This is a genomic window from Nocardia puris, from assembly GCF_003315035.1.
GTDB lineage: Bacteria > Actinomycetota > Actinomycetes > Mycobacteriales > Mycobacteriaceae > Nocardia > Nocardia puris.
In genome coordinates this window covers 589,338-615,155 of the sequence record NZ_QNRE01000002.1, presented here as the reverse complement: position 1 = coordinate 615,155, position 25,818 = coordinate 589,338, and the positions used below count along the sequence as shown (strand labels likewise).

Annotated in this window: 21 protein-coding genes and 1 riboswitch; of the genes, 6 read left to right on the top strand and 15 right to left on the bottom strand. The window is 70.2% G+C overall.

The window, feature by feature from the left end; translation table 11 throughout:
- The first annotated feature begins 18 nt into the window (after nt 1-18).
- Both DFR74_RS08480 and DFR74_RS08475 read left to right on the top strand, forming a co-directional pair.
- Nucleotides 19-1,068, top strand: coding sequence for a HAMP domain-containing sensor histidine kinase (locus tag DFR74_RS08480; protein ID WP_067501204.1), 1,050 nt, complete (start codon nt 19-21; stop codon nt 1,066-1,068).
- 84 nt (nt 1,069-1,152) lie between these two features.
- Nucleotides 1,153-3,186: a DUF4153 domain-containing protein gene (locus DFR74_RS08475; RefSeq protein WP_113975012.1), complete on the top strand. Its 2,034-nt coding sequence runs from the start codon at nt 1,153-1,155 to the stop codon at nt 3,184-3,186.
- A gap of 226 nt (nt 3,187-3,412) precedes the next feature.
- Here DFR74_RS08475 and DFR74_RS08470 read toward each other — a convergent pair whose 3' ends face one another.
- From DFR74_RS08470 to DFR74_RS08455, 4 genes are all read right to left on the bottom strand, one after another.
- Nucleotides 3,413-3,916 carry an SLOG cluster 4 domain-containing protein gene (locus tag DFR74_RS08470; protein ID WP_232331564.1) on the bottom strand — a complete coding sequence of 168 codons (504 nt, stop codon included), beginning with the start codon at nt 3,914-3,916 and terminating at the stop codon, nt 3,413-3,415.
- A 626-nt stretch (nt 3,917-4,542) separates the two neighbouring features.
- Nucleotides 4,543-5,346 carry a DUF72 domain-containing protein gene (locus tag DFR74_RS08465; RefSeq protein ID WP_067501207.1) on the bottom strand — a complete coding sequence of 268 codons (804 nt, stop codon included), beginning with the start codon at nt 5,344-5,346 and terminating at the stop codon, nt 4,543-4,545.
- Nucleotides 5,347-5,869: 523 nt separating this feature from the next.
- A complete protein-coding gene (locus DFR74_RS08460; protein ID WP_067501211.1) occupies nt 5,870-6,250 on the bottom strand; it encodes a DMT family transporter in 381 nt (126 codons plus the stop codon).
- Between the two features lies 1 nt (nt 6,251).
- Complete coding sequence (locus DFR74_RS08455; RefSeq protein ID WP_067501214.1) at nt 6,252-6,566, bottom strand: DMT family transporter; 315 nt, start codon at nt 6,564-6,566, stop codon at nt 6,252-6,254.
- 9 nt (nt 6,567-6,575) lie between these two features.
- A riboswitch (guanidine-III (ykkC-III) riboswitch) is annotated at nt 6,576-6,640 on the bottom strand.
- A 225-nt stretch (nt 6,641-6,865) separates the two neighbouring features.
- Between DFR74_RS08455 and DFR74_RS35865 the strand changes: the two genes are divergently transcribed.
- Nucleotides 6,866-7,027, top strand: coding sequence for a hypothetical protein (locus DFR74_RS35865; protein ID WP_157115784.1), 162 nt, complete (start codon nt 6,866-6,868; stop codon nt 7,025-7,027).
- Here DFR74_RS35865 and DFR74_RS08450 read toward each other — a convergent pair whose 3' ends face one another.
- Nucleotides 7,028-8,614 (bottom strand): serine hydrolase, encoded by a 1,587-nt coding sequence (locus tag DFR74_RS08450; protein WP_067501217.1) that lies wholly within the window; start codon nt 8,612-8,614, stop codon nt 7,028-7,030.
- Between the two features lie 172 nt (nt 8,615-8,786).
- Between DFR74_RS08450 and DFR74_RS08445 the strand changes: the two genes are divergently transcribed.
- Both DFR74_RS08445 and DFR74_RS08440 read left to right on the top strand, forming a co-directional pair.
- On the top strand, nt 8,787-9,152 hold the full coding sequence (locus tag DFR74_RS08445) for a hypothetical protein (RefSeq protein ID WP_067501221.1): 366 nt from the start codon (nt 8,787-8,789) through the stop codon (nt 9,150-9,152).
- Nucleotide 9,153: 1 nt separating this feature from the next.
- A complete protein-coding gene (locus tag DFR74_RS08440; RefSeq protein WP_067501223.1) occupies nt 9,154-9,942 on the top strand; it encodes a helix-turn-helix domain-containing protein in 789 nt (262 codons plus the stop codon).
- A gap of 206 nt (nt 9,943-10,148) precedes the next feature.
- Here DFR74_RS08440 and DFR74_RS08435 read toward each other — a convergent pair whose 3' ends face one another.
- Together DFR74_RS08435 and DFR74_RS08430 are read right to left on the bottom strand one after the other, a co-directional pair.
- On the bottom strand, nt 10,149-10,994 hold the full coding sequence (locus DFR74_RS08435) for a fructosamine kinase family protein (RefSeq protein ID WP_084537168.1): 846 nt from the start codon (nt 10,992-10,994) through the stop codon (nt 10,149-10,151).
- 68 nt (nt 10,995-11,062) lie between these two features.
- Nucleotides 11,063-11,938, bottom strand: a complete 876-nt coding sequence (locus DFR74_RS08430; RefSeq protein ID WP_067501226.1) for a TIGR03619 family F420-dependent LLM class oxidoreductase — start codon at nt 11,936-11,938, stop codon at nt 11,063-11,065.
- Nucleotides 11,939-12,027: 89 nt separating this feature from the next.
- Here DFR74_RS08430 and DFR74_RS08425 point away from each other — a divergent pair, with 89 nt between their 5' ends.
- Nucleotides 12,028-12,636 (top strand): TetR/AcrR family transcriptional regulator, encoded by a 609-nt coding sequence (locus DFR74_RS08425; protein WP_067501235.1) that lies wholly within the window; start codon nt 12,028-12,030, stop codon nt 12,634-12,636.
- Between the two features lie 238 nt (nt 12,637-12,874).
- Here the strand turns inward: DFR74_RS08425 and DFR74_RS08420 are convergent, their stop codons facing one another.
- The 8 genes from DFR74_RS08420 to DFR74_RS08385 all read right to left on the bottom strand — a co-directional run bounded on the left by DFR74_RS08420 (nt 12,875) and on the right by DFR74_RS08385 (nt 25,538).
- Entirely contained in the window at nt 12,875-14,038 is a 1,164-nt protein-coding gene (locus DFR74_RS08420; protein WP_232331565.1) for a protein kinase family protein, read from the bottom strand.
- 398 nt (nt 14,039-14,436) lie between these two features.
- Nucleotides 14,437-15,240: a HugZ family pyridoxamine 5'-phosphate oxidase gene (locus tag DFR74_RS08415; protein ID WP_067501237.1), complete on the bottom strand. Its 804-nt coding sequence runs from the start codon at nt 15,238-15,240 to the stop codon at nt 14,437-14,439.
- Nucleotides 15,241-15,592: 352 nt separating this feature from the next.
- Nucleotides 15,593-16,825 carry a lipase family alpha/beta hydrolase gene (locus DFR74_RS08410; protein WP_067501240.1) on the bottom strand — a complete coding sequence of 411 codons (1,233 nt, stop codon included), beginning with the start codon at nt 16,823-16,825 and terminating at the stop codon, nt 15,593-15,595.
- A 1,407-nt stretch (nt 16,826-18,232) separates the two neighbouring features.
- Nucleotides 18,233-18,949: a metal-dependent hydrolase gene (locus DFR74_RS08405; protein ID WP_067502058.1), complete on the bottom strand. Its 717-nt coding sequence runs from the start codon at nt 18,947-18,949 to the stop codon at nt 18,233-18,235.
- Between the two features lie 70 nt (nt 18,950-19,019).
- Complete coding sequence (locus DFR74_RS08400; RefSeq protein WP_067502061.1) at nt 19,020-21,254, bottom strand: serine/threonine-protein kinase; 2,235 nt, start codon at nt 21,252-21,254, stop codon at nt 19,020-19,022.
- Nucleotides 21,255-21,369: 115 nt separating this feature from the next.
- Nucleotides 21,370-23,598 carry a catalase/peroxidase HPI gene (gene katG, locus DFR74_RS08395; protein ID WP_067501243.1) on the bottom strand — a complete coding sequence of 743 codons (2,229 nt, stop codon included), beginning with the start codon at nt 23,596-23,598 and terminating at the stop codon, nt 21,370-21,372.
- Nucleotides 23,599-23,635: 37 nt separating this feature from the next.
- The gene (locus DFR74_RS08390) at nt 23,636-24,079 is read right to left on the bottom strand and encodes a Fur family transcriptional regulator (RefSeq protein WP_067501246.1); all 444 of its coding nucleotides are present in this window, start codon (nt 24,077-24,079) and stop codon (nt 23,636-23,638) included.
- Between the two features lie 67 nt (nt 24,080-24,146).
- Nucleotides 24,147-25,538 carry a DUF2252 domain-containing protein gene (locus DFR74_RS08385; protein ID WP_067501252.1) on the bottom strand — a complete coding sequence of 464 codons (1,392 nt, stop codon included), beginning with the start codon at nt 25,536-25,538 and terminating at the stop codon, nt 24,147-24,149.
- Between the last annotated feature and the right edge of the window lie 280 nt (nt 25,539-25,818).

Sequence of the window (25,818 nt, the reverse complement as noted above, 5' to 3'; positions counted from 1 at the left end):
TGCGGGCGAGGTGCGGACATGACTGAGCTCGCGCCGCGGAAGGCGAGACTGACGGCCGTCACCGACCGGATCGCCGAACTGTTGCCGCGACCGCTCGATCCGGTGCGCTCGATCAAACTGAAGCTGGCGATTCTCATGGTGTCGTCGGGGGCGGTCGCGTTCGGGTTCTTCGGGTTCCGCATCGGCTGGCTGCCGCCGCGCACCACCCTGGCCGCGCTCGTGATCGCGCTGGTGACCTCGCAGTTCCTCGCGCACGGCATCACCAGGCCGCTGCGGGAGATGACGGCCGCCGCCAAACGCATGGCCCAGGGCGATTATTCGCGCCGGGTGCGGGCCAGCTCCCGCGACGAGGTGGGCCAGCTGGCGGAGGCGTTCAACCAGATGGCCGCCGACCTGGCCGCCGCCGACCGGCAGCGCCGCGACCTCATCGCCAACGTGTCGCACGAGCTGCGCACGCCCGTCACGGCGTTGCACGCGGTGCTGGAGAACCTGGTCGACGGGGTCTCCCAGCCCGACCCCGGCACGCTGCGCACCGCGCTCGCGCAGACCGAACGGCTGAGCAGGCTGGTGTCGGAGCTGCTCGACCTGTCCAGCATCGAGGCGGGCGCGCTGCGGCTGGACCGCGAGGAGTTCGAGGTGGCGCCGCTGCTGCACGAGGTGGTCGCCGAGGCCGAGGTGATGACGGCCGCGCTGGGACGGGGCGTGCGGTTCCGCACGGACGTGCGTCCCGGCGACGCGCACGTGTTCGCAGACCGCGCACGGTTGCATCAGGTGCTGATCAACCTGCTGGACAACGCCGCCCGCCACGGCCCGGCCGGCGGCGAGGTGCGGATGACCGCCGAGGCGCGTCCCGCGGAGCTGGTGATCGAGGTGCACGACGACGGTCCCGGCATCCCGGTCGCCGAACGCGCCCGCGTCTTCGACCGCTTCACGCGCGGCGGGCGCGCCGACGGCGGCGGCACCGGCCTCGGCCTGGCCATCTCCCGCTGGGTCGTCGACCTGCACGGCGGTTCCATCGCCGTGGCCGACCCCGGCTCCCGCATCAGGGTGGTCCTCCCGGACCGCTGAACCTCCCCGACAGCAACCACTCCGCATCCCACCGGCCCCCACCTCGGGAGCCCGGTCGATCACGCACACCCTCCGGAGGGAACCATGGGTCCATCGACCTCGGAAAACCCGCGCGACGGCAAACCGGTCCGCGCACTGGCAACGCCGGAGCAATCCGACGGCGGCTCGGACGCGGGGGAATCGAGCCGCGCGTCGGAGGCGGCTGGCGCCGAGAAGCCTTCGACGGACAGCGGAGGCGCCGAGGGGCCGGTGCCGTCCGGCGACCCGACCCGCCCCGAGACGCCGGAAGATGTGCCCGTTTCGAGGGGTGCGGGCACATCCGATGCGGTGGAGGACACGGCGCGGACAGACGAAGCACACGGCGGCGCGCAAGCCCCCGGCGAAGGAGTCGGCGAAAGTGCCCGCGCCACCGGACGATCGGGTGGCGGCTCCGCGAACTCGCACGGCGGCGCCGGGAACCTCGGGGCCGATCCCGTGCTGGGTGCGAGTTCACCCACATCCGGGGAGAGCGCGGAGGAGAAGGGCGCTTCCACAGGGGCGGGCAACACCGTCGTCGGACCGACCGGCGCGAAGTCTCCCGCTGGCGAATCCCGCGCGACGGACTCGGACAAGCCCAGTAAGGGCCCTGGCGCGGCAGAAGGCGTCGCGACCGCGGGGAAGGTCTCGTTGCGCAAGGACGCACCATTCCCGGCCCCGACTTACGTGCCGCGCTGGCGGCGCGTCGCCTATCCGGCCGTCGCGCTGCCGGGCGCGCTTGTGGCGGGGGTGGTCGGTGCGCTCGTGCTGCCGTGGGACCGGCCGGGCATCGGCTGGCTGCTGGCGGGGATCGCGATCACGGCGGCCGTGTTCGAAGTCGACCGGCGCGCGCGGAAGTCCGCCCGAGCCCGCGATTCCGGCGGGCAGAGGTGGCGTTCGCCGCGCGTCTGGTGGGCGGCGACGGCGCTGGCATTGCTGGCGGTGGGCACGTTCCGGGCGGCGGGCTGGTTGTTCGCCCTGTGCCTGATCGGGGCGGCGCTGGCGGGGTCGCTGGCCATCGTGCCGCGCCGGTCGGCGCACGGCATCGTCTATGACCTGCTCGCCGTCCCGCTCGAGACTCTGACGGTGTGGCCGTGGGCGTGGGAGGGCGTGCGCAGACAGGGCAGCACCCGCGCGGCACGCACCCGCCGGGTGGGGCTGACGGCGTTGGCGACCGTCGCGGTAGTCGCCGTGTTCGCGCCGCTGCTGGGCAGCGCCGACGCGACCTTCGGCGCACTGCTCAACCGGCTGTCCCCGGAGATCGGCGGGGAGGTGGTGTTCCGGTGGCTGGTGGTCGGCGGCATCGTCGTGCTCGGCTGCCTGTCCTGCTCGTATCTGATCGCCGGACCGCCCCCGGCGGCCGGGGCGAAAACGTCGCGGTCGCGTCGCGCGCTGCGGGTCTCGGAGTGGGCGCCGCCGGTGGGCGCGCTGACGGCCTTGTTCGCGGCGTTCGTCGTCGCCCAGTTCGCCGCCCTGTTCGGCGGGGACGACTACGTGCAGCGCACCGCGAACCTCACCTACGCCGAATACGCGCGCAGCGGTTTCTGGCAGCTGTCCATCGTCACGATGCTCGCGCTGGCCCTGATTCTCGCGGTCCTGCGCTGGGGCGCCCAGGATTCCGCGCGCGACCGCACCTGGTTGCGCGGGCTGCTGGGTGCCGTGACCGCACTGTCGCTGGTGCTGGTCGCCTCCGCGCTCGGGCGCATGTGGACCTACCAGCAGGCCTACGGGTTCACGGTGATGCGCCTGCTGGTGGAGGTGTTCGAACTGTGGCTGGGCCTGGTCTACGTGCTGGTGTTCGCCGCCGTCCTGCGGTTGCGCCGCGCCTGGCTGCCCCGCGCCGCCGTCGGCACCGCCCTGGCGACTCTGCTGGCCCTGTCGATCCTGAACCCCGAACGCGTTGTCGCCGACCGCAATATCGACCGCTGGCTCGACGGCAAACGCCTCGACACCCACTACCTGGGCACCCTGACCTCCGACTCGGCCCCCGCCCTCTCCCGCCTCCCGGCCTCGATGCGCACCGAGATCGAGCAGAGCATCCGCGCCGGCCAGCCCGAAGACACCTGGCAGAGCTGGAACCTCTCCCGCGCGAGCTTCCGGTAGGGGAGGTTCCGCGAAACATCGAGCTGTGTGGGCGGGCTGAACACCCGCCACGCGCCCGCGCCGGTCTGGGTGTCGGATCCGCGCGCCCGGAACAGCCCAGGGCCGTTCGGCTTGCACGAGTCGGCCCGGCGCGGGGACATGAGTGGGTCAGGGCTGGCGCGCGGTCCTCGAGACGGTCGGGTCCCACAGCACTTCGGTTCCGGCCGGCGTGTGTCCCCGCTGGCAGTCAGCCGATTCCGGCGAGGGCCAGGTGCACGGCGTGTTCCGGATCGTTCGCGACCAGTCCCGCGGTTACGGGTCGCCCCGCGTCGTCGACGACGCTCCACCCGCGCAGCGACACGACGGGGACGTCCCCGCGATGGTGGGCGAGGGCGAGTTCGGAGAGGGTGCCCCAGGACCCGCCGATCACGATCACCGCGTCGGCGGAGCGCACCAGGATCGCGTTGCGCGCCTCGCCCATGTTCGTGTATAGCACGGCGGAGAGGCCGGGGCAGGCGGCGGCGCGGTCGGTGTCGGGCCGCACGCCGATCACCAGTCCGCCCGCCCCCGACGCGCCCGCCGCGACGGCCGCCATCACCCCGGTGCCGCCACCGCACAGCACGGTCGCGCCGGCCTTCGCCAGCAACCGTCCGACCTCGCGCGCGTCGGATACCTCCACCGGTCCGCACTCGCGCGGTCCGCACACCGCTACCTGCACGGCCACACCAACATTCGCTCCAGAGTCGGACACGGCCTCCAGTGTGCCCGCCCGGCCCCGATGCCCTCGCGGTTTCCCGCACCGAAAGGGACTCGTTCGCGACTCGATTCGCCGAGCACCCGATGCCGTCGTGCGGCAACGTGCGTCGCTCGGTCCGTTTGCGACCGCACCCGCGGCGATGCGACGGCAGGGTCCGTCCACGACCGCACCCACGGTGACGCGATGGCCGGTCGTCCACGACCACCCCACGGCGACGGGATGACCGGTCCGCCTACGACCGCACCCCACGCCGGAGCGACCCCCTGGCCCCCTTGCGAAAACCCCGTGCGCCGACCACCGCCCTGCATTACCGTGGGCCCCGCAAGTGATCCGGGTGTGGGCGGGCCGGAGCGGATCGGTTATCGGACACGGAGTCGCGGGTTCGAGTCCCGCCGGTATCCCCGGATGCCGTAGCTCTGCGGATAGAGCGCCGTGCAACACCGGTCGGCATCACCACGTCCGTCCCCCGGATCCCTTGTCCAGCCACAGCGGCATCCCGGGCAATCCCGCATCGACTGCGTGAACGCAGCTCGCGCACCCAGGCACTCGCTGCCCTCACCCGACGTTGTGCCGCAGCGCCATTGCGTCGAACGGCGCGCGCACCTCGCCATTCGCTGTCGTCACCCCACTTTGTCCCGCAGCACCATCGCATCGAACGGCGCGCGCCCGTCCGCGTCGTTGTCGAAGTACACGTACACGTCACCGTCCCGCGCCCACCCGCGAATCTTCCGCGCCCACGCGTCGAGCCGGGCGTCGTCGTATCCGCCCCGGTACAACTCCTCGTGCCCGTGCAGCCGCACGTAGGTGAAGCCGGCCGTGGCGTGCTCGAACCGCGGATACTCGCCCGCGGTGTCGGCGACGACCAATGCCACCTCGTGCTCGCGCAGCAGTCGCACCGCCTCGGGGGCGTCGAACCCCGGGTGCCGCGCCTCGAGCGCGTGCCGCATCGGCCGATCGGTCGCGCAGTCGGTCCACGCCGATTTCACCCGGTCGTCGTGCCCACGGGCGATTCGCGCGGCCTCGCCGGTGGTTCGTGGCAGCAGCGCGCAGAACGCGTCGAGCCGGTCCGCGTCGAACGCCTGGGTGGCGGGCAACTGCCACAGGATCGGCCCGAGTTCGTCCACCGCCAGGACGCCCGCCGCGAGAAAGTTCGCGAGCGCGGTCTCGCTGTCGCGCAACCGTTTGCGGTGCGTGATGAAGCGGCTCCCCTTCACCGCGAACACGAACCCGTCGGGCGTCATCTCCGACCACTTGCGGTAGGTGTCGGGCCGGCCGAGCGCATAGAACGACGCGTTGATCTCGACGGTGTCCAGACGCTCGGCGAGATAGCCGAGCTCGTCGCGTTGGCGCAGCCCCTTCGGGTAGAAGTCGCCGCGCCATCGCGGATACACCCAGCCAGACGTGCCTATCCGAACCCGGCCCATCCCTCCATGGTGTCGTATGAGGCTGCGCACAGCGGTGTGGTTCTCGGTCTGGGGCGGGTGTTACCGTGGGTCGTCTTCGATGGATCGGCAGGGAAGTGGAGGTGAGTTGATGATGGCGGTAGTGGCCGCGGCCCCGAGTGGCACCATCCTCACGTCCCGGAACCCGTTCTGACCCGGTTCAGGTTGGGCGAGTGAAACCTCGCCGTCCGGCATTTCCCCAGTGAGTGGCGCGCCCGTGCGCACGGCACCGTCTCCCTCCCGCGTTGAGGGAAGGCGGTCGCCGTATACGGCGCCGCCTCGGTGCCCTTTGCCGGCCGGTCGCTCGGATGCGGTGTACATCCGGGTGGTTCTCGCGGCCCGCGACACCGAATCATCCCCTCCCACGAACGGGAGAAGACCGTGAGCACACGCTCCGACTGGATCACCCGCGCCGAATTGCGCGGGACAACCCGTGCGCCCGCCGGTGTGGCGCCGTCGCGGACGCGAGTTCGTCGGACCCCAGGTCGGTCACCGCATACGCGGATCACCGCATGCGCACGGGCGACGCGAGATTCCGGTCGACTTCCCCGGAACGAGCGTGCCCCGCGGGCGCCTTCGCGAACTTCAACCCGATCACACACCCGACGATCCCGACGAGGAACGTCACCTTGCCCACGGTCGCGGCCTCCGCACCGGTCACCATCGCGAACCCGACGGTGAGCGCCGCGCCGATCCCGATCCACACCGCGTACGCGACGCCGATCGGGATGCGGCGGGTGGCGACGGCGAGCCCGATCATGCTGAGCGCCAACGCGACCGCGAACACCACGGTGGGCACCGGGCGGGTGAATCCGTGCGATTCGCCGAGCGCGGTCGCCCAGACCGCCTCGAACACCGCACTGAGAACCAGAATCGGCCAACCCATGTCAGCTCACCACCTTCAGGCCCGCGACGCAGCCGACCAACCCGGCCAGCAGCACCGCACGGGCGACGTTCATGCGTTCCTTGCCGGTCACCACCGCCCACAGCGCGGTCAGCACCGCACCCACGCCGACCCACACCGCATACGCGGTGCCGGTGGGCAGGCTGCGCATCGCATACGCCAGACCGCCCAAACTCGCGGCCAGCGCGACGGCGAAAACGACGGTGGGAACGATGCGGCGGAACCCGCGGGATTCGGCGAGCGCGGTGGCCCACACGGCCTCCAGCACACCCGCGACGAGCAGCACGATCCACGCCATGACCGACCTCCTGGCCAGTCTTGTCGCTGTCCGGGTACTGATCCCTCGTCCGGAGGCCCGTCAGGGGCCTTGACTCCGAGGCTAGCAAAGGGGGAGCGGCTCGGGTGGTGACCTTCCTTACCACCTGGTCAGGCACGTAGGTGTGTGTGCGGGAATCGGTCGTGCGGGGGCGTTTCGCGGGGGCGGGCGCAGGTCGCGGTTCGGCAACGGGCAGTATCTGCGAGGGTTCGGCCGCCTATCGTTCGGGTACGTCAAGGTCGGATCACCGCGGTAACCCGGAATACAACGGAGGAATTGAGATGGCGAAAGTCGATGCCGTGCGGCTGTCGAGCGTGCTGGGCATCGATGTGGCGCAGGCGATGCTGCGACTGCGCCACGAGAAGTATCCGGGGGAGACCGAACACGAGACCTGCCTACGGCTCATCGCCGAGGACGCGCGCCGCAGGCGGCACGGCGCCTGATCACCCAGGCGCGCGCGTGAACGTGCCGAGTCCGTCGGCGTCGTAGTACTCGAGGATCAACCGGTCACCGTCGAACGTCGCCCGCGAGACCGTTCCGGCGGTGGCGTTCTCACCGGACGGGGTGAACACGAAAGTGTCACCGTCCCAGTGCCGCAACGGAAACTCCATGTTCCGCGGCCCGAGCGTGAGCGTGAGCTCAGTACCGGCGACGGCGACCACGGCCGGTCCGTAGTAGTCGTTGCCGAACGTCCCCGCGTACTCCGCGAGCGGTCGCGCCGGCGCGGGATCGGTGGGTGGAGACCGGCCCGCCAGGTCGCCGAGCGGCGCTCCCATCGGCGCGAACGCCTGCTCGTAGAGGGCGCGCCAATCCTGGCGGATGTCCCCGAACTGGACGAGATCGGCGAACTCGGCGTTGAGCGTTTCGGGCACACCGATCGGCGGCCCGTTGGTGAGCGTCACGATGCCGACGTTCACCGACGGGATCAGCGCGAACGCCGTCGCGGCGCCGAGGTCGAAGCCGCCGGAGTGGCTCAGCATCACCCGTCCCGCCCCGGAATCGCTCACATTGAACCCGAATCCGTAGAAGCCGGACCGGGCGTCGGGCTGCTGGGCGGGCTGCGACACCGCCTGCGGCGTCACCGCGGGCAGCAGCGCGTCCGGTGCGACGAATTCGCGTCCGTCGAGGGCGCCGTCGGCGAGGATGAGCCGCATCCAGGCGGCGACGTCGTCGACCGACGAGCTCACCCCACCTGCCGGGGTCTGGGCGTCAGGGTCGCGCGGCGGGTCGGTCACCCGGTACGCACCGTCCACGAGGTGGTGCCCGTCGGCGCGGTTGGCGCGGGACCGGAAACCGGCGTAGCGCGAACTGGTGGCCGCCATGCCGAGCGGTTCGTAGAGGGTCTGCTCCGACAGCGCCTCCCAGTCCATCCCGCTCGCCGCCGCGACCGCCTCGGCGGCGGCGGTGAGCCCGAAGTTGGTGTAGGCGTAGGAATCCCGGAACGGGTCCAGCGGCAGCAGCCGCAACCGCCGCAGCACTTCACCCCGGTCGAATCCGAGGTCTTCGAGCAGGTCACCGGCGTGGTCGGGCAGTCCGGAGCGGTGCGAGAACAGATCGCCGACGGTCACGTGGTCGCTCACGTACGGCTCGCCCAGCTCGAACCACGGCAACCGCTCCCGCACGGGCGTATCCCACGCGACGGTGCCCGCCGTCACCTGCCGCGCCACCACCGTCGCCGCGAGCGACTTCGACACCGACGCCAACTGGAATACCGTCTCCGGGCCCACCGGTTCCCGCGTCTCGACGTTGCGGACCCCGAAACCCTTGCGGTACACCACATTTCCGTCGTGCACCACCGCCACCGCCATACCCGGCACACCGGACTCGCTCAGCAGGCTCTCGGCGAGTTCGTCCAGACGTTCCACCGCCCGGTCGATCTGCCCGGCGGGGATGTCGACACCCGGCACCAGATTCGGCATCTCCGTGGACCCGGCCGCCCGCTGCGGCGGCGGTTCGGCGGTGCACGCACCGAGCACCAATCCCGCGACCAGGATCGCGGAACAGACGGCCCCCCGCTCGAACAGGCGCACGGGTAACTCCGGATGTCGTCATCGACGTGTCATAGAGGCTAGCCCCCGATTGGGAGACGTCACAACACCGCGATCCCGCCCGCGGGGGCAAATGCTCAATTATCTCCGCCGCCGCACCCCGCGCCGTACCGGCCGATACGGTGGACGCGGATCGGGAGGAAGCGGAAATCCTATGGACGATGGCGCGCGGCTCGAGGTCGGCGCGGCGATCAGGATGGGGTTGGACCTGGCGCTCGCGTTGCTCGAGGACACCGACTCGTCGCTGGACGGGATGCTGCGCAGGCTCGCGCGCGACACCACGCGCTGGGCCATGGACGGCGTGCCCATCGAGGACGTCCAGCACGCCGTGCACGACGGCGTGAAGTCGGGTCTGGCCGAGATGCGCGAGCGGGTGGGCGACCCCATTCCCGACTGCGTGCCGGTGGTGGAGCTGCTGGACCTGCTGACCTCGGTGGTGTCGCGCGCCTACCTCGACGCCGACCGCGCGCTGCGTCCCGTGCGCCGCATTCCGGCCGGGTGGCCACCGACCGGTTCGTAATATCGACAGCGTGAGCACCCCCACCGCCGGCGACCTGCTCCGGCACTGGCGACAGGAACGCAGGCTCAGCCAGCTCGAACTGGCCGGGCGCGCCGAGACTTCCGCGCGGCACCTCAGCTTCATCGAAACCGGCCGCGCCACCCCGAGCCGCGCCATGCTCGCCCACCTGTGCGATCACCTCGACATCCCGCTGCGCGAACGCAACCGTCTGCTGCTGGCCGCCGGATACGCCCCCGCCTACGCCGAACCCGCGCTCGATTCGCCCGCGATGGACGCGGTGCGCGCGGCCATGCGCCAGATCCTGGCCGGGCACGAACCGTATCCGGCGCTGGCCGTGGACCGCGCCTGGACCATGGTCGACGCGAACGCAGGCATCGCGCCGCTGCTCGCCGACGTGGATCCGGCGCTGCTGCGGCCGCCGGTGAACGTGCTGCGCCTGAGCCTGCACCCGCGCGGACTCGCCCCGCGCATCGTGAATCTCGCCGAATGGCGCGGGCACCTGCTCGCGCGCCTGACCCGGCAGTGGGAAGCCACCGGCGCGCCCGACCTCGCGGACATGCTCGAGGAGATGCGCGCCTACCCGGGCGGCGAGGTCGACCCGGCGCTGCCGGAACCGGACCAAGCCGTCGTCCCGCTGCGCGTGCGGCACGAGGGGCACGAGCTGTCGCTGCTGAGCGTCACCACCGTGTTCGGCACGCCCCTGAACATCACGGTCGCCGAACTCGCCGTCGAATCGTTCTTCCCGGCCGACGCGGAGACGAGGAAGCTGCTCGCCGAAGTGGTTCCGTAGGGTCCGGTCGACTTCCGTTCCGGCATCGAGCCGGTCGGCGCCGAAAGCTGCGCACCACCGCGGGCCGAGGAACGTCCGGATCGGCGCTTCACGAGAATGCAGGCCCACCGCCGGACCGCAATTCCGGAGTTTCGTGGGCTCGGGCGGAGCCGGTTGTCGCCCAGCGCTCTTCGACCGTACACAGATGTGCGCGCCCGCGCTGCGGCTCACCCGCCGAGCACGGCGCGGGCGGCGGCGAGAGTCTGCGACCGGTACCCGCCCCCGAACAGCGCGACGTGCACGAGCAGGGGATACAACTGGTGCAACGGGATTCGCGCCCGCCACCCGGCCGCCAACGGATGCGCCTCCCGATACGCGCCCACGATCCGGTCCAGGAACGGCGCCCCGAACAGCGCGAGCATGGCCAGATCGGTCTCGCGATGCCCACCGTGCGCGGCGGGGTCGATCAGCACGACCCGCTCATCCGTCCAGCACAGGTTTCCCGACCAGAGATCTCCGTGGATTCGCGCAGCGGGCTCGGCCGGACCCGCGAACTCCTCGACGGATTCCAGTACGCGCTCGAGCAGCCGCGTGCCCTCCGCGCCCAACACCGACGCCGTCCGCTCCACATAGGGCAACAACCGGCGTTCGGCGTACCAGCGTGCCCACGGGCCTTCGGAGCGCGTGTTGTCCAGCGGCAGCGAGGCGATCCACCCCTCCCAGGGCGCGCCGAACATCCCGGGCGAATCCGCGTGCAGCGCAGCCAGATCCCGCCCGAACCGCTCGGCCGCCGCGGGCGTGGGGGAGCGCTCGGTGAGCCACGGCAGCACCAGCAACCCGTCGGCGGCGGCCAGCACCGGCGGCGTCAGCTCTCCTGGTCCTTCCGCCAACCACCGCAACCCGGCCGCTTCCGCCGCCAACGCCCCCGCCGACCCCTCGGACGCTTTCACGAACACCACGCGCCCGTCGGTGAGTTCCGCACGCGCCATCGTCCACGCGTGACTCGTACCGAGCGCCGACACCGATCGCACCTCCGCGCCCAGCGCCACACTTACCCGTTCGGCGATGCTCACCGCACCACCGTAAGCGCGCCGGTGCGCGGCGGGCCGGTGAGTTCGGCTTCGGCTTTCCTCGAGCGCACTCAAGACGCGGTGCGCGCGATCACCTTCTCCGCGAAACGCGAGAGATTCGCGATCTTGGTGTCCAGACTCTCGGTGTCCTGTTCTCGGGTGTAGGGGTAGCGGAAGCCGACGATCACATCGGTGACGCCCTTGTCCTCCAGGCGCTTCACCCCGTCCACCGTGAAGCCGTCCAGCGAGATCACGTGCACCTCGAAATCCTTGCGGGTGCCGTATTCGGCGCGCAACGCGTCGAGTTTCACCAGCAACCGGTCCAGCTCGCCGGGGTCGCCGCCGGCGTGCATCCAGCCGTCGCCGCGTTCGGCCGCGCGCCGCAGCGCCGGATCGCTGTGGCCGCCCACCAGGATCGGGATCGGCTCGGTCGGCACCGGGTTGATCTTGATCGGCGGCAGGTCGTACACCGTGCCGTGGTACTCGAAGTAGCCGCCCGCGGTGAGACCGCGCACGATGTCGACGCATTCGTCCATGCGCGCGCCCCGCTTGGCGAACGGCACGTCCATGATCTCGAAATCGTCCGGCCACGGGCTGATCCCCACCCCCAGGCCGAACCGGTTATCGCTCAGCACCGCCACCGACGCGGCCTGCTTGGCCACCAGCACCGGCGGGCGGATCGGCAGCTTGAGCACGAACGGGGTGAACCGCAACGTGGTGGTGGCCGCCGCCATCGCCGCCGACAGGACGAACGCCTCGATGAACGGTTTGTCCTCCAGGAAGTCCCTGCTGCCGTCCGGGGTGTACGGGTAGGTGGCGTCGGAGTCACGGGGGTAGGCGATGCTGTCCGCCACCGCCATCGACGTGTAGCCGGCGGCCTCCGCGGCCTGTGCCAGCGGAATGAAATAGGACGGGTCGGTCATCGTCTCCGCGTACGTGAACCGCATTGTTCAGCCTCCTGCTCGCTCGCCCCCACCAGCCAATTAATCACTAGTGCTTAACCTGGTCAAGGCTCGGCTTCAACTACAGTGCACCCATGGCCGCCGAAGACCCCCGCACCGCCCTGCTCGACGCGGGGGAGCGGCTCATCGCCGCGCGCGGCGTCGACGTGCCCCTGCGCGACATCGCCGCGGCGGCCGGGCAGCGGAACAACTCCGCCGTGCACTACTACTTCGAATCCCGCACCGGACTCATCGAGGCCATCGTCGACCGCAAGATGAACCGCCTCGAAGAACGCCGCCTCGCCCTGCTCGCCGCCCGCGAAGCCGACGGCACCGCCACCGAACTGCGCACCCTCGTCACCCTGCTCATCGGACCGATGGTCGAACTCGTCGCCGAAGACCCCGACAGCCACTACGGACGCTTCCTCGAAGTCATCCGCACCCACCCCGCCATCGCCGACGCCCGCCGCCTCGCCGGCGCCGACCGCGCGGCCGTCCGCATCCTCGCCACCCGCCTCGACGCCGCCCTCACCCAGCTCACCCCACGCCACCGCCGCCGGCGCCTGGAAACCATGACCACCCTGCTGTTCGCCCTCCTCGCCGACTACGAACGCGCCATCCAGCACGGCACCCGCACCCCCGACCTCGACACCGACATCGCCGAACTCACCGACATGCTCGTGGCCATGCTCAGCGTCGGCTAGCGCCTTCGGCGTATTGCCTGGGGGGCCAACGCCTTCGGCGTATTGCCTGGCATCTGGTGCCAATGCCACAGGTATGAGTAGTGGGGCGTTGGCGCCTTTGGTGTAGCACTTGGCATCTGGTGCCGGTGCCACAGGCATGGGTAGTGGTTGGCTGGCGCTTGCCCTGTCGGCTGGGTGGTGGGTCGCCTTGTTGTGCATATCGGTTGGACATCGAGTCGGTGCGCCGCGGTCCGCGGTCCTATACGGCGGGTTGTCCGATGTCGGGGTTCCGTTCGGGTCGGTCGTCGAGGAGGCGGCGGATCTCCTTGTCCGGATACGGGGTGTCGCGGCTCTCGTGCTGGAACGCGTGCGTGAAGGCGGACATTCGTGCGGCGATCGGCGCGTTTCGGGTGAGGACCACGGCGGCCCCCGCTGGAATGCCCTCGGGGCGCTCGCCTTCCGCGAACGCGTGCACCAGCGCGGTGCGCGCCTCCCGGTCGCCCGGCCGGAGTCCGTACAGGGCGGTGACGAGCCAGTTCACCAGGTAGGTGGTGGTGTAGCCGCGGTCGTAGGTCTGGTTGCGGTCGAAGAACGCGGACTCGTCCGGCGAGAGGTCGAAGCCGTGGGAGAGGGCCAGGCCGTAGTCGCTGAAGTAGAGGCGCCGGCCGTCGGTCAGGATGTTCTCGAAGTGCGCGTCGAGGTGCAGCAGGCCACGGCTGTTCTGGAATGCGGTGCCGGTGGCCAATTCTCGCTCCACCAGGGCGCAGGCCCGGTCGGCGGCCTCGTCACCCGCCTCGACCTGGCGGCCGAGCCACTCGTGCAGGTTCTGCGGGATGTACTCGAGGAACAACGCGATGCACGCCGAAGCATCCCGCAGGGCCTCGATCCGGCGGCGCACCTGTGGATTGCCCTCCCAGTAGGCGACGGCGCGGTCGATGTCGGCGAGCTCCTCCGGCAGTGGTGTCGTGTCCGGCAATACCCGCCAGTGGTACATCAGCGGGAAACCCTCGTATTCGGCGGCGAGCACCCAGTTCGTCGTCATGGTGTGCGCGGCCTGCTCGCGCCAGGCCCCGAAGCCCGCCGCGCCGATCAAGCCGACGCCGTAGTGGTAGAACTGCGGTAGGTCGAAAAGATTCGCCGTCGTCCGGACGTGCTCCGGCTGCCGTTCCAGGTCGGTGAGGGGAATACGCTTCACGAAGACCGGGATTCCGGCGACCTCCAGCAGCGCGGACGTCCCGCCGATACCCGTCCCGAGGGGCGAGCCCGCGTCCACGAGGTCCTGCAACAGGTGATCGCTGTGCCGCGCCAGCGCGGTGGAGACGGTGCTGTGGGCGCGCAGGCGTGCGGAGTGCGTCATGTCGCGGGTCGCCGCGTCAAGTGATGTGGACGCCCCGGTGTCGGGAGTGTTCGCTGCGGTTTCCATGCGGACGCAGACCTCGATTCAGTCAGGACCACGGCGGTCCTGCATGACCACGCGGTCGTGCGCAGACCTCGGGCGCGGTCGGTCAGGAGCGCTCCGGCGCGCCACTGACTCGAATCACCCCGTGCGGTGGGAAGGGCACTCCGCGACCCACAGGACCGTTTCTCCCCGCCGCACCGGCACGTGGCCCGTGGCGCGGTCCGCACCGGCGCCCACGCCGGAATTGTCGGTGGCGCAGCGGGATCCGAGGAGGTGTTCCACGATGCGTGATCGCCTCACCGCCCCACCTCCCGCCGTGCCGTTACTCGACCGGCGGGCATCCGCCGATCCGTCAACCCCCGGAACTTCGTCATGACACCAGGATCGCCCCGGCGGGTGGGCGGAGGGAAGCGTAGGAGTACTCAGGTGCGGGCCTCGCGGGCCCGATGCGCCATATCCACTGTCGCCGCGCGCAACTCACCGGCCGACGCGATCGGCTGCGCATAGCCCACGCGGGTGCGGGCCACGCCGCGCGGCGTCCGGACCCGCAGATCCAGCCCGTAGCGGTCCGCGCGCTCGCACACCGCCTCCGTCGCGTCGGGATACCCGCCGAACGCGTGTGCCATGTCCAACAGCGCGTCGGCGTGATCGTCGTTCAGATGCGCCACCGCGCGGCCCGACGCGGGCACCACCGGGTCGGGCTCCGCCGCCAGATACTGTTCGGCCGTCGCGGAATCCATCCGCCCGTACCCGCCGACCCAGCGCACCCGCCGCACCCGCAACACCCACAGCGAGAAGTCGCCGTAGTCCACGTAGTTCGACGCCACCGGCACCGCCGCCAGCAACGCGGCCCGCGCCGCGCCCGCCTCGTCACTCTCCGGCTGCTCCACCACCCCGGCCAGCGTGACGCGCGCACCCGCCAACGGGTCCTCCGGCAGGTCCGGCGCGACGATGGACAGGCTCGCGCGCGGATCCGCGAGGAGATTGCGCCCGTGCTCCGCCAGCCGCGAAACACACAGCACCGGAGCACCTTCCAACAGCCCGTAGGTCACGAACGAGGCCCACGGTCCACCGTCCGCGCTCAGACTCGCCAACGTCGCGACATTCGTCGCCGCCGCGATCGTGCGCGCCTCCTCCGCCGCCGACGGCCGCACCACCTGCTCCACCGGCGCCGTCGGCGGCGGCACCGACGGCGCGTCCCCGGGATCACCATGATCGAGTGTCATGCGCCCAGCCTGCCACGATCCCTACCAGGAGTATGCGGGTTCGCGGCACCGCGGTGACGCTCCGCTTTCCCATGGCGGTCGGTGCGCACGGTGGGGGCCGCGAGCCGGTGACGGCTTCACGGTGCACCATGATGCTCGGGCGCGGCCACTGCTCGCCACGCTTGGGTGCGCGCGGATGGGGATCGCACACCGGTCCGTCGAGGCGGCGCTCCGAGTGTGCGTGGGTTCGGGCGATGCCGCGTGGGCAGCTCGTGCGCACGAGCAGGCTGGGTGTACGCCGGGGCCGCGCGAGATGGCGGTGGCCGGGTGCTGAAATCGTGAGCCACTCGGCACGTGCTCGAGTTCGCGGCGGTCAGCGGGCGATCGCCATGTCCGCACCGAGCCAGCGGCGCAAGGCCGAATAGACCGCGTCGTTATTGAGCAGCGTGAAGTGATTCGCCCCCGGCACGTGCAAGCCGTTCTCCTCGGCGAACCCGAGCCGCCGCGCGTGGCTGCGGCCCGAACCGCTGCCGGTGAGCACCAGGCCGTCACCGATCACCCGGCCCAACGGATGTCGCGGACTCCTCGTGACGGTCGCGGTGACGAAGTAGTGCTCCGCACCGACGAGCAGCGGCACCTCCCGCACGGCGCGCCGGCCCAGCGCATCCGCGTCGAACCCGCGCCAATCCTCGTCGACCAGCGACCCGTACCGCAGATCCCGGATCCCGGAACTGCGGCGGCGCAACAGATTACCGATCGGCCGCGTCTCCGGCACGAGCGCCAGCAGCGCCGACAGCCGATGCACCACCTGCTCCAACGGCGCACCCAGGTGCGGGGACCCGAGGCTCACCACTTCGCTCACCGATCGCACCCACGGCGTGCTCGACTGCTCGCCGTCGAAGCAGGCGGCCCGCGCGATCAGCCCGCCCATCGAATGCCCGATCAGCGTCAGCCGCCGCACGGGCACCGGCCAGCTCTCCACCAGCCGTTGCACCAGCTCACTGAGTTGACGAGCGTTCTCCGAAATATGCAGTCCGCTGTTGTAGCGCACCTGCACGCACGCGCACGACAGATCCTCGCTCAGTCGCTCGGCGTAGGTGGGGCGCCCGCCGAGCCGCCACGCGTGCTCGGTCTCGACCAGGCCGTGCAGGAAGACCACCACATGCCCGGTGCGCGGGGCATCGGCGGCGATCGTCTCCGGCGGGACCGGGTTGCCGTCCACGCGAAAGGTCATGGGAGCGGCCAGAATCGGCCGGTTCTCCTCGAGCTCGTCACCGATCAACCCCTGAACCGCCGCCAAGAGTCCCGACCCCAGCACCGTGCGCGACGGCGCGACACCGGGCACGTCCACGGCCCGTTCGGCGACCATGCCCGCACCGACGGCCGCGCCGCTGATGATCCGGTACACGCTGTCGGTGATGGCGTCGTGCACCACCTTCACGGGGGCGGCCGCCGGCCCCACCCCGAGCCGCACCGTCGCGAACACCCGATCCGACACGGCCCGGTGGATCGCGCCGATCCCGTCCACCGCGCCCCCGAGCTCGTCACCCGCCAACCGGGCCAGCGCCCGCACCTCGGCCCGCCGCTGCGGCACACTCTCCGACATGAGAATTGAGTGTACAGTTGTGCACCGAAATCGTCTCGGGGTAGGGCTCGGGAGTGGGGGAGTCTGGGAGTGGTCCCAGGCGAGCCGGGCGCGAGTTGTGATGGGGGAGTGGTGTCTCCGCGTCGCCGCAGCACCTTGGGGAAGGGGACTCCGCGCGAGTCTCGCGGTCCCTGCTGGGCTCGGGTAGCCCGCGGCGAAGCCTCCCAGAGTTAAATATTGCTATGACGATATGCGCATTAACGCATGTCGGTGCGATCCAAGTCGGCAGTCGCGACAACTGCAACCGCAGACCCCCGCAAACAGCAAGGGAGGGGAGGGGTCCCGTGCTCGGCTGGGAAAATGAGGCGAGTTCGCCATCGGGTGTGTCATACGGTCGGGAGCCGTGCTTCCTGTCATGTGGCTGCTCGGAACGTCCGGGGTGGGGAAATCGACGGTCGGGTACCGGTTGCTCTCCGCGCTTTCGGCGTCCGGAGTGACGGCGGCGTTCATTCTGCGTCTCGATACGGCCGGACGACCGACGGCAGCCCTGGCGGGGGAGCTCGTCTCGGCGGCCCGCGCGCATCTGAGCCGTGCGGCCGGCCGCGGCGAGGCGGAGTCCGGTGGTGAGAGGGCGATGCCGCGGCTCCTCACCATCACCGGTCCGGGTGGTGTCGGTGTCTCCACTGTCGGTTTCCAGACCTTCGCTCAGCTGGCGAAATGCTCTGTGCCGGTTGGCTACCTGGATACGCACCAGCTCGGGTTCCTGGATGGTGGCCATCGGCTCGCGGAACTCCGCGCGAGGAATGCGTTCTCGGTGGCGGGAACGTTCGCGGGGAAGGGCGCGGAGGTCGTCGTGATCGGTGGCGATCCGGCGACCACGCGGATTCTGGGTGAACGCGTGGAGTCGGCGCGGGTGTTCTGGCTGCACGCGTCTCCGGATGCGCTGGCCGAGCGAATCACGTCGCGAGCCGCGGGAGCTGGCCCGCCGCTGCAGGGAGACCACCGTCTCGGGCTGGCCGGCGCGGACTTGACCGCCTCCATCGCGCGTGCGGTGGACGAGTCCCGCGACCTGAGTCTGAGACCGAGGGGGAGTGCGGCAATCGACACTAGTTCGTTGACGGCTGGGGGAGCGGCAGACGTCATCGTCGGCGCTCGTGGGGTAGGGGAGTGGACTTGGCGAGGCGCACTACTTGTTGTGGGAGAGCCGGATTCGGCATCGGGTGGCTGTCGAAGTGGATGCGGCTGGATCCTCGAGGTCACGCAAACCGCTTGTCTACGATTCGGGTATCAAGATATCGCTATGTCTCGGGCTAGCGTTTCCCTCTCTTGCTGTTCACGTTCTGCGAACAACTCCAGTAATCAACAAGGACGCCAAGACCAGAAGGTGGGTGCGGCAGTGTCGAGAGGAGACTGCCGCACCCACTCACCTCACGGCGCGACCGTGAACACGTGCCACAGCACCGCGAGCGTCCCCACCCCGAACAGCGGTGTCAGGATCCAAGTTTCGACCTTGTTCCCGGTGCGCTCGATGATCGGGAACGACACCCGCTTCTTGATGGGCCACAACAGGGGACACCCGCGGTCGGTGAGGCAATCGCCGAGAATGTGGGCGAGAGCGCCGAGTCCGACGCAGAACGGCAACCAGGCGGGTTTGTCGCTGATCCAGTGGTCCATCGCGAAAGTTCCTGCGACGGCGAGAAGTACGACCGTGCCCCAGGCGCGGATGCTGTCGCCGGGCGGGTGCAGGTGGAGGGCGCGCAGGGCGAGCGCGAGGAGGAAGAAGACGAGCGCGAGCGTGAAATTGCGTCCGATCCAGTGCATTCCGGCCCAGGTGCCGTAGGCGGCGACGGCCACGAAGACGAACGAGTGAGTGGCTTGGCGATGCCCGCCCGCGAGCTTGGAGATGATCTTGCACAGCACGTGCGACAGCGGCCCGAGGACGTGCGAGATGGTGCCCTTGGGATGATCGGCGTCGGGGAGCAATGCCGCTCCGGCGGTGAGGAATACGCCGAGGAGCACGTCGACGGGGCCGAGCCGCGCGTCGGTGTTCTGGGCTACCGGATACGTCAATGCCGCGAGTGGCAGCGTCGCCGCTGCCGCCGACCAGGCGAGTGCGCCACTGGTCGCGTGTGAATGTCCAAGCACCACAGGAACGTTAGTCGAACTGATGTTCCCCACCGTCGATCGGTCGGATGACCAGTCGGGACTCGGGATGCTAAGCGTGCCGGACCACGCGGTCCAGGGCGCGCAGGTCGGATTCGAGGATGTAGTACACGCGCATGGCCACGAGGAACGCGAAAAGTCCTCCGACGCAGAGGGCGACGATGGAGCCGATGACGGCGCGCTGCTGGTCGGAGTCGAGAAAGGCGAGGCCGGCGGCGACGCCGAAGAGCGGAACCGAGGCGGCGATGCCGAGGTAGATCCGTGCGCGCCCGGAAAGTCTGCGCAGGCGCGCGGATTCGTCGGCGGCGGGATGGCCGGCGGCGAGCAGGCCCGGGTAGTACCAGCGCAGGACGAAGAAAGTGACGGGGAAGTAGGTGTAGACGACGGCGACGGCGGCCGCGACCAGATGGGAGGCAATGAGATTCGTGAGCAGCCCGGGACTGAGGTCGGCTTCGGTGGTGAGCTGGACGAGGAAGATCAACAGCGCGAGCGTCCAGCCGGCGAACGCGACCACGGCGATGCGGTCCCCGCACACCAGCGTGTCGGCTCGCGCGCGGGCCAGCGTCCGCTCGTCGTATTTCTTGCCGTGCCGCAACCCTTCCGGCACCAGGAACACCGCGCGGCACCAGTACAGCAGCAACCCGATCCCGATGGGGTAGGCGAGGAACCCGACGAGGACCGCGAGACGGGTGAGCCCGCTCATGGCCTCGGGGGTGAGTTCGCGTTCGAGGAGGGTGGTGTTGTGCGCGGAGAGGTACAGCACGCCGAGCAGCTGGCCGAGTGCGCTGGACAGCGTCACGACGGGCATGGGCCGCATACGCAGCCGGGCGCGCAGACTGCGCGCGGGTGGGGCGACGAGGTCGCGGGCGGTGCGGTCGAGACTGAGTTCGAGTTGATGGGCGAGTTCGGCGCCGCTGGGGTAGCGGTCGTCGGGGTCGGGGGAGAGGGAGGTGAGCAGCGCCTGGCGCAGCACGGGCGGGCAGTCGGGCGGGACGGGCAGCGTGGGATCGACCGGTTTGCTGCGGCGTTCGATCATGCGCGCCAGGGACGCGTCGGAGTCGCCGGTGTCGCCTTCGTCGTCGAACGGGAGACGCCCGGTGAGCAGTTCCCAGAGCACGACGGCGAGGGCGTAGAGGTCGCTGCGGGTGTCGAGGTCGGCGGCCGAGCGGGTTTCGGTGGGGTGGCAGGCGGCGAGCTGTTCGGGCGACATGTAGGGCAGGGAGCCGCCGAAGTAGGCGGCGGGGCTGGCGCCGGGGATGTGCCTGCTGAAGCTGATGTTGAAGTCGGCGAGTTTGGGGTGTCCGTCGGCGGTGAGCAGCACGTTGGCCGGTTTGATGTCGCGGTGCAGCACGCCGCGCCGGTTGGCGTAGTCGAGGGCGGTGGCGAGTCTGCTGCCGAGCCAGGCGACGGTTTCGGGCCAGCTGAGTCCGGCCAGCTGCCTGCGGGTTTCGGAGGGCTGCGGTTCGAGCACACCACCTTCGGTGACGGCTTTGTCGACGGCGTCGAGCAGCGTCTGCCCGCCGCGCGGGCCCGGCGCGTTCGTGCGGAGGTGGCGGAGTACGCCGAGCAGGGTGCCGCCGGGCACGTACTGCATGTAGAGCAGGCGCAGGGAGCGGTCGTGCACGCTGCGCTGGTCGAAGACGCGCACGATGTGCTCGTGGTCGAGCTGGGCGAGGGTCTGGGGTTCGCGGCCGCGGTCGCGCGACACCTTGACGGCGACGAGGCGCTGCATGGTGCGCTGGCGGGCCAGGAACACGCGCGCGAAGGACCCTTGGCCGAGGGGGAGGAGCAGGTCGAAATCGTCGAGGCTGGTGCCGGTTTCGAGGGCGTCGAGCGCGTGCGCGGACTCGGGGTCGGACAGCATCGTGGTGTGGAACTGCTCGTCGCCGAGGGTGGCGCCGATGCGGGTCATCTGGGCCGGGTAGTCGGCGGTGTATTCGCCGAGGTCGACCTCGTCGTCGGTGCTGCTGCGGACCGAGATCTCCTCGTAGACGAGGTCGGGCGGCAGCGGCGCGCTGTCGAGTTCGGGAAACTGGCGGCGGTAGTCGGCGAGCCGTTTACGGCCTTTGTGGCGCAGCCACCGGTGGTGCAGGTCGACCTTGATGAGTTCGATGAGCGCGGTGCGCCGGTAGGGCGTGGTGGTGGGCGGGACGTGCGCGGCGAGGTCGGGGGGTTCGCCGGAGCGGCGCCAGGCACTGTCGAATTCGGCGACCACCTCGCGTAGCGCGGTGCGTGTCGCCTTCGCACGATCGGGCTCGTGCGCCCACGGGTCGATCTCGGCATCCATGTCGCCCACCTCGGCTGGGACCCAACCTCCGAGAATAAACGATCTTCGGCTCGCCCCGATCGGGTTCGGGGGAGACGGTGGCGTCGCACGCACCGCGCGCGACGCCACCCGGTGCTCACTTCCTCAGGTCGAACCGGTCCAGGTTCATGACCTTGTCCCACGCGGCGACGAAGTCGTGGACGAACTTCTCCTTCGCGTCGTCGGTCGCGTACACCTCGGCGAGGGCGCGCAGCTGTGAGTTCGACCCGAATACGAGGTCGACGCGGCTGCCGGTCCACTTGGGCGCGCCGGTGGCGCGGTCCTTGCCTTCGTAGGTGCCGTCGTCGGCGGCCGAGGGCGACCAGACGGTGCCCATGTCGAGCAAGTTCACGAAGAAGTCGTTGGTCAGCGACCCCGGCTTGTCGGTGAACACGCCCAGCGGCGACTGCTTGTGGTTGGCGCCGAGCACGCGCAGGCCGCCGATGAGGACGGTCAGCTCAGGAGCGGTGAGCGTGAGCAGGTTCGCCCGGTCGATGAGCAGGTATTCGGCGGGCAGGCGCGCGCCCTTGCCGAGGTAGTTGCGGAACCCGTCGGCCTGCGGCTCCAGCGCGGAGAACGACTCGACGTCGGTCTGTTCCTGCGTGGCGTCGGCGCGGCCGGGCGCGAACGGCACGGTCACGTCGTAGCCGGCGTTGCGCGCGGCCTGTTCGACGGCCGCGACGCCGCCGAGCACGACCAGGTCGGCGAACGACACCTGGGCGCCGCCCGCCGCGTTGAAGGATTCCTGGATGCCTTCGAGCACCCGGATCACCTGGGCGAGCTCGTCGGGTTCGTTGACCTCCCACCCGGCCTGCGGTTGCAGGCGCAGGCGGCCACCGTTGGCGCCGCCGCGCTTGTCGCTGCCGCGGAACGAGGCGGCCGCGGCCCACGCGGTCGACACCAGCTGAGCCACCGTCAGTCCCGACTCCAGGATCTGCTTCTTCAGCGCGGCGACGTCCTCGGCGGAGACGAGTGGCCCGGTGACCGCCGGGATCGGGTCCTGCCACAGCAGCACCTCGTCCGGGACGAGCGGGCCGAGGTAACGCACGACCGGGCCCATATCGCGGTGGGTGAGCTTGTACCAGGCCTTGGCGAACTCTTCGGTGAGTTCCTCGGGGTGGTCGAGCCAGCGGCGGGTGATCTGCTCGTAGATCGGATCGAACCGCATCGACAGGTCCGTGGTCAGCATGACCGGCGTGTGTGACTTGGACGGGTCGTGGGCGTCGGGCACCGTGCCCTGGCCCGCGCCGTCCTTCGGGATCCACTGCCAGGCGCCCGCGGGGCTCTTGGTCTTCTCCCACTCGTAGCCGTAGAGAACTTCCAGGAAGCTGTTGTCCCACTGGGTCGGGGTGGGGGTCCAGGTGCCCTCCAGGCCGCTGGTGATGGCGTCGCCGCCCACACCCGAGCCGAACGACGACTTCCAGCCCAGGCCCTGTTCCTCGAGCGGCGCGGCCTCGGGTTCGGGGCCCACCAGGTCGGCGGGTCCGGCGCCGTGGGTCTTGCCGAAGGTGTGGCCGCCGACGATGAGCGCCGCGGTCTCCACGTCGTTCATCGCCATCCGGCTGAACGTCTCGCGGATGTCGATGGCGGCGGCCAGCGGGTCCGGATTGCCGTTGGGGCCTTCGGGATTGACGTAGATCAACCCCATCTGGACGGCGGCGAGCGGGGACTCGAGGTCGCGCTGCCCGGTGTAGCGTTCGTCGCCGAGCCAGGTGTGCTCGGGACCCCAGTAGACGTCCTGTTCGGGTTCCCACTGGTCGACGCGGCCGAAGCCGAATCCGAAGGTCTGGAAGCCCATCGACTCGAGCGCCACATTGCCCGCGTAGACGATGAGGTCGGCCCAGGACAGCTTCTTGCCGTACTTCTGCTTGACCGGCCACAGCAGGCGGCGGGCCTTGTCGAGGCTGGCGTTGTCGGGCCAGCTGTTCAGCGGCGCGAACCGCTGCATGCCGGCACCGGCGCCGCCGCGGCCGTCGTGGACGCGGTAGGTGCCCGCGGCGTGCCAGGCCATGCGGATGAACAGGCCGCCGTAGTGGCCGAAGTCGGCGGGCCACCAGGGCTGGGAGGTGGTCAGCACCTGCTCGATGTCGCGTTTGAGCGCGGGCACGTCGAGGGTGGCGACCTCGGCGGCGTAGTCGTAGTCGGCGCCGAAGGGGTTGATCTCGGCCGGATTCTTCTGCAGGATCGCGAGATTCAGCTGGTTCGGCCACCACTGGCGGTTGCTGTTGCCACCTTCGGTGGGGAAGGCGAGGCGACCGCCCACCGGGCAACCGGACTCGGCGGGTTCGGTGTTGGCCTCGGCGATCGGAGGATGCTCCTCGGGCACGGCGTTTTCCTTTCGAGAGCGAGTGATCGGGCTGTGATCACAGGTGTGATCGCGACTCGTGAGGGGTGTTGCAGGCGGGGCACAGGCCCCAGTAGATGACCTCGGTCTCGTCCAGGACGAAGCCGTTGTCGTTCGAAGCGCTCATGCAGGGCGCGTCGCCGACGGCGCAGTCGACATCGGCGATGACTCCGCAGTTGCGGCAGACCACGTGGTGGTGGTTGTCACCGACCCGGGTTTCGTAGCGGGCGACCGAACCCATGGGCTGGATCCGCCGGATCAGTCCGGCGGCGGTCAGTGCCCGCAGCACGTCGTAGACCGCTTGGTGCGAGACCGCGCCGAGGGTCGAGCGGACGAGACCGAGGATGGAGTCGGTATCGGAGTGCGGGTGGTGGTGTACCGCGCTCAGCACGGCGACCCGCGGCGCGGTCACCCGCAGGGAGGCCCCGCGCAGCATCCGCTCGAACTCCGAGGTCGTGGACACATTCCGAAGTATGACTCATTCAAGTCTTCGCCGGGCGGAATTCGGGTGAACAGTTCGAACCGGGCAACTACCAGCCCTGTTCGGCAGCCCGCACCTCGCCGTCGGCGATCGCGGCGACCAGATCGGCGTGATCGGTGTGGGTCTGCGCGGCGTAGGCGCGGGCGTAGGTGACGATGCCGGAGGCGAACGCGTCACCCTTGCCGATGTAGCCCGAGATCGCCTCCGGGTCGCCGCTGCGCGCGTGCGATTTCGCCAGCGCCGCACCGCACACCGCCGCGAACTGGGGGAGATAGCCCGCGATCTGGTGCCCGTTCGGGATGATCTTCATATCGCGGAATTGCCGCACGTAGTAATCGAATTCGTTCACCCGCACGCTGCCGAGGAAGATGTCGCTGGCCGTCTGCATCAACCGCTGCCCGACGCACACGCGCTCACCGTGGTTGTCGAACCGGCTGGGTTCGAGGAATTCCTCGTACACCGAGGCCGTCGCCTGTTTCACCTGGAAGAACACCGGCTGGCGGCCGCTGTCGCCCTCCATCAGATGCAGGTAGACGCGCATGCCGACGCTGCCCACGCCCACCACCTGCCGCACCGAGTCGATCCGGGTGAACCGGCCGACCAGCCGCTCGAGGTGGGGCGGGATCGACCGCAGGTACGAGTCGAACACCTGCTCGTAGACGCTGACCTCTTCCTCGTCGCCGAGCGTGAAATGCCTGCGCTTGAGCGGGTCTTCGGAGATGCGGCGCTTGCCGTCCTCGACCACGATCAGCTGACGCGCCGTGCCCTCCTGCGACCGCTTGCGGCTCTGCTTGTCGATCGTGCGCTTGGCCTCCTCGGCGAAGTGGGAGGTCAGGTACTCCATCGGCATATCGGCGGTGATCCGGTCGTACCAGATGTCGAGTTCGCCCGACCGCGCGTAGCGGCGCATCGCCGTGCGGTACCCGTCGATCACCGCCTGGGCCGCCTCGTCGGCCGTGGAGCCGGCCACCGACTCGGTGGCCGCGAGCACGTAGACGCTGGTGGCGAGCCGCTTGAGGTCCCACTCGAACGGTCCGGGCAGCGTCTCGTCGAAATCCCTGGCGTCGAACAGCAATTGCCGCTCGGGGGAGGCCCACAACCCGAAGTTGAGGATGTGCGCGTCCCCGCACATCTGCACCGTCAACCCCGAATGCGGGCGGATAGCCAGATCGGCCGCCATCACCGCCGCCGCACCCCGCAGATACGCCCACGGCGACGATGCCATCCGCGCGTACCGCAGGGGGAGCAGCTCCTGATCACGCACCGCCTCCTGCGCCCGCAACCGCGCCAACGCCGGCTCGGACCGCTGCGACGGATCCCATTCTCCCGCAGCCCGTCTCGGCGCCCGAGCCCGCGCCGCCCGCCCGGCCTCCGCGTCGAAGTCCGTCGCGGGCAGCGCCCGCACCCGCACCGCGCCACCCGATCCACTGTCGCTGGTCATCGCCACTCCCTCGCTTGCCGGCCGACGCCACCGGTCCCGGGGGACCGGCGCGGGAACGCTGAGCACGCCCGCCCAGAACGATAGCCCCAGATTCGCCGGGGATCACTACGCCGATCGGGAGTGTGTTGGCCGGCGACCGCGCCTTCCCGATTCCCGGGAGCGTTCATATCGCACCACCTGCGGGTGCGGCTTCGGCTGGTGTCCGAGGCCCGGCCCGGAGTGCTTGATGGCCGGGGCCGCGGACGAGGGGGATCGTGGAGGGCGCGAAGGCATACGCGCG

What these genes read in the sequence shown, in the direction of transcription:
- DFR74_RS08480 (WP_067501204.1), top strand. Translation starts at nt 19, where the DNA reads ATGACTGAGCTCGCGCCGCGGAAGGCGAGACTGACGGCCGTCACCGAC.
- DFR74_RS08475 (WP_113975012.1), top strand. Translation starts at nt 1,153, where the DNA reads ATGGGTCCATCGACCTCGGAAAACCCGCGCGACGGCAAACCGGTCCGC.
- DFR74_RS08465 (WP_067501207.1), bottom strand. Translation starts at nt 5,346, where the DNA reads ATGGGCCGGGTTCGGATAGGCACGTCTGGCTGGGTGTATCCGCGATGG.
- DFR74_RS08460 (WP_067501211.1), bottom strand. Translation starts at nt 6,250, where the DNA reads ATGGGTTGGCCGATTCTGGTTCTCAGTGCGGTGTTCGAGGCGGTCTGG.
- DFR74_RS08455 (WP_067501214.1), bottom strand. Translation starts at nt 6,566, where the DNA reads ATGGCGTGGATCGTGCTGCTCGTCGCGGGTGTGCTGGAGGCCGTGTGG.
- DFR74_RS35865 (WP_157115784.1), top strand. Translation starts at nt 6,866, where the DNA reads ATGGCGAAAGTCGATGCCGTGCGGCTGTCGAGCGTGCTGGGCATCGAT.
- DFR74_RS08445 (WP_067501221.1), top strand. Translation starts at nt 8,787, where the DNA reads ATGGACGATGGCGCGCGGCTCGAGGTCGGCGCGGCGATCAGGATGGGG.
- DFR74_RS08430 (WP_067501226.1), bottom strand. Translation starts at nt 11,938, where the DNA reads ATGCGGTTCACGTACGCGGAGACGATGACCGACCCGTCCTATTTCATT.
- DFR74_RS08425 (WP_067501235.1), top strand. Translation starts at nt 12,028, where the DNA reads ATGGCCGCCGAAGACCCCCGCACCGCCCTGCTCGACGCGGGGGAGCGG.
- DFR74_RS08420 (WP_232331565.1), bottom strand. Translation starts at nt 14,038, where the DNA reads ATGGAAACCGCAGCGAACACTCCCGACACCGGGGCGTCCACATCACTT.
- DFR74_RS08415 (WP_067501237.1), bottom strand. Translation starts at nt 15,240, where the DNA reads ATGACACTCGATCATGGTGATCCCGGGGACGCGCCGTCGGTGCCGCCG.
- DFR74_RS08410 (WP_067501240.1), bottom strand. Translation starts at nt 16,825, where the DNA reads ATGTCGGAGAGTGTGCCGCAGCGGCGGGCCGAGGTGCGGGCGCTGGCC.
- DFR74_RS08400 (WP_067502061.1), bottom strand. Translation starts at nt 21,254, where the DNA reads ATGGATGCCGAGATCGACCCGTGGGCGCACGAGCCCGATCGTGCGAAG.
- DFR74_RS08385 (WP_067501252.1), bottom strand. Translation starts at nt 25,538, where the DNA reads ATGACCAGCGACAGTGGATCGGGTGGCGCGGTGCGGGTGCGGGCGCTG.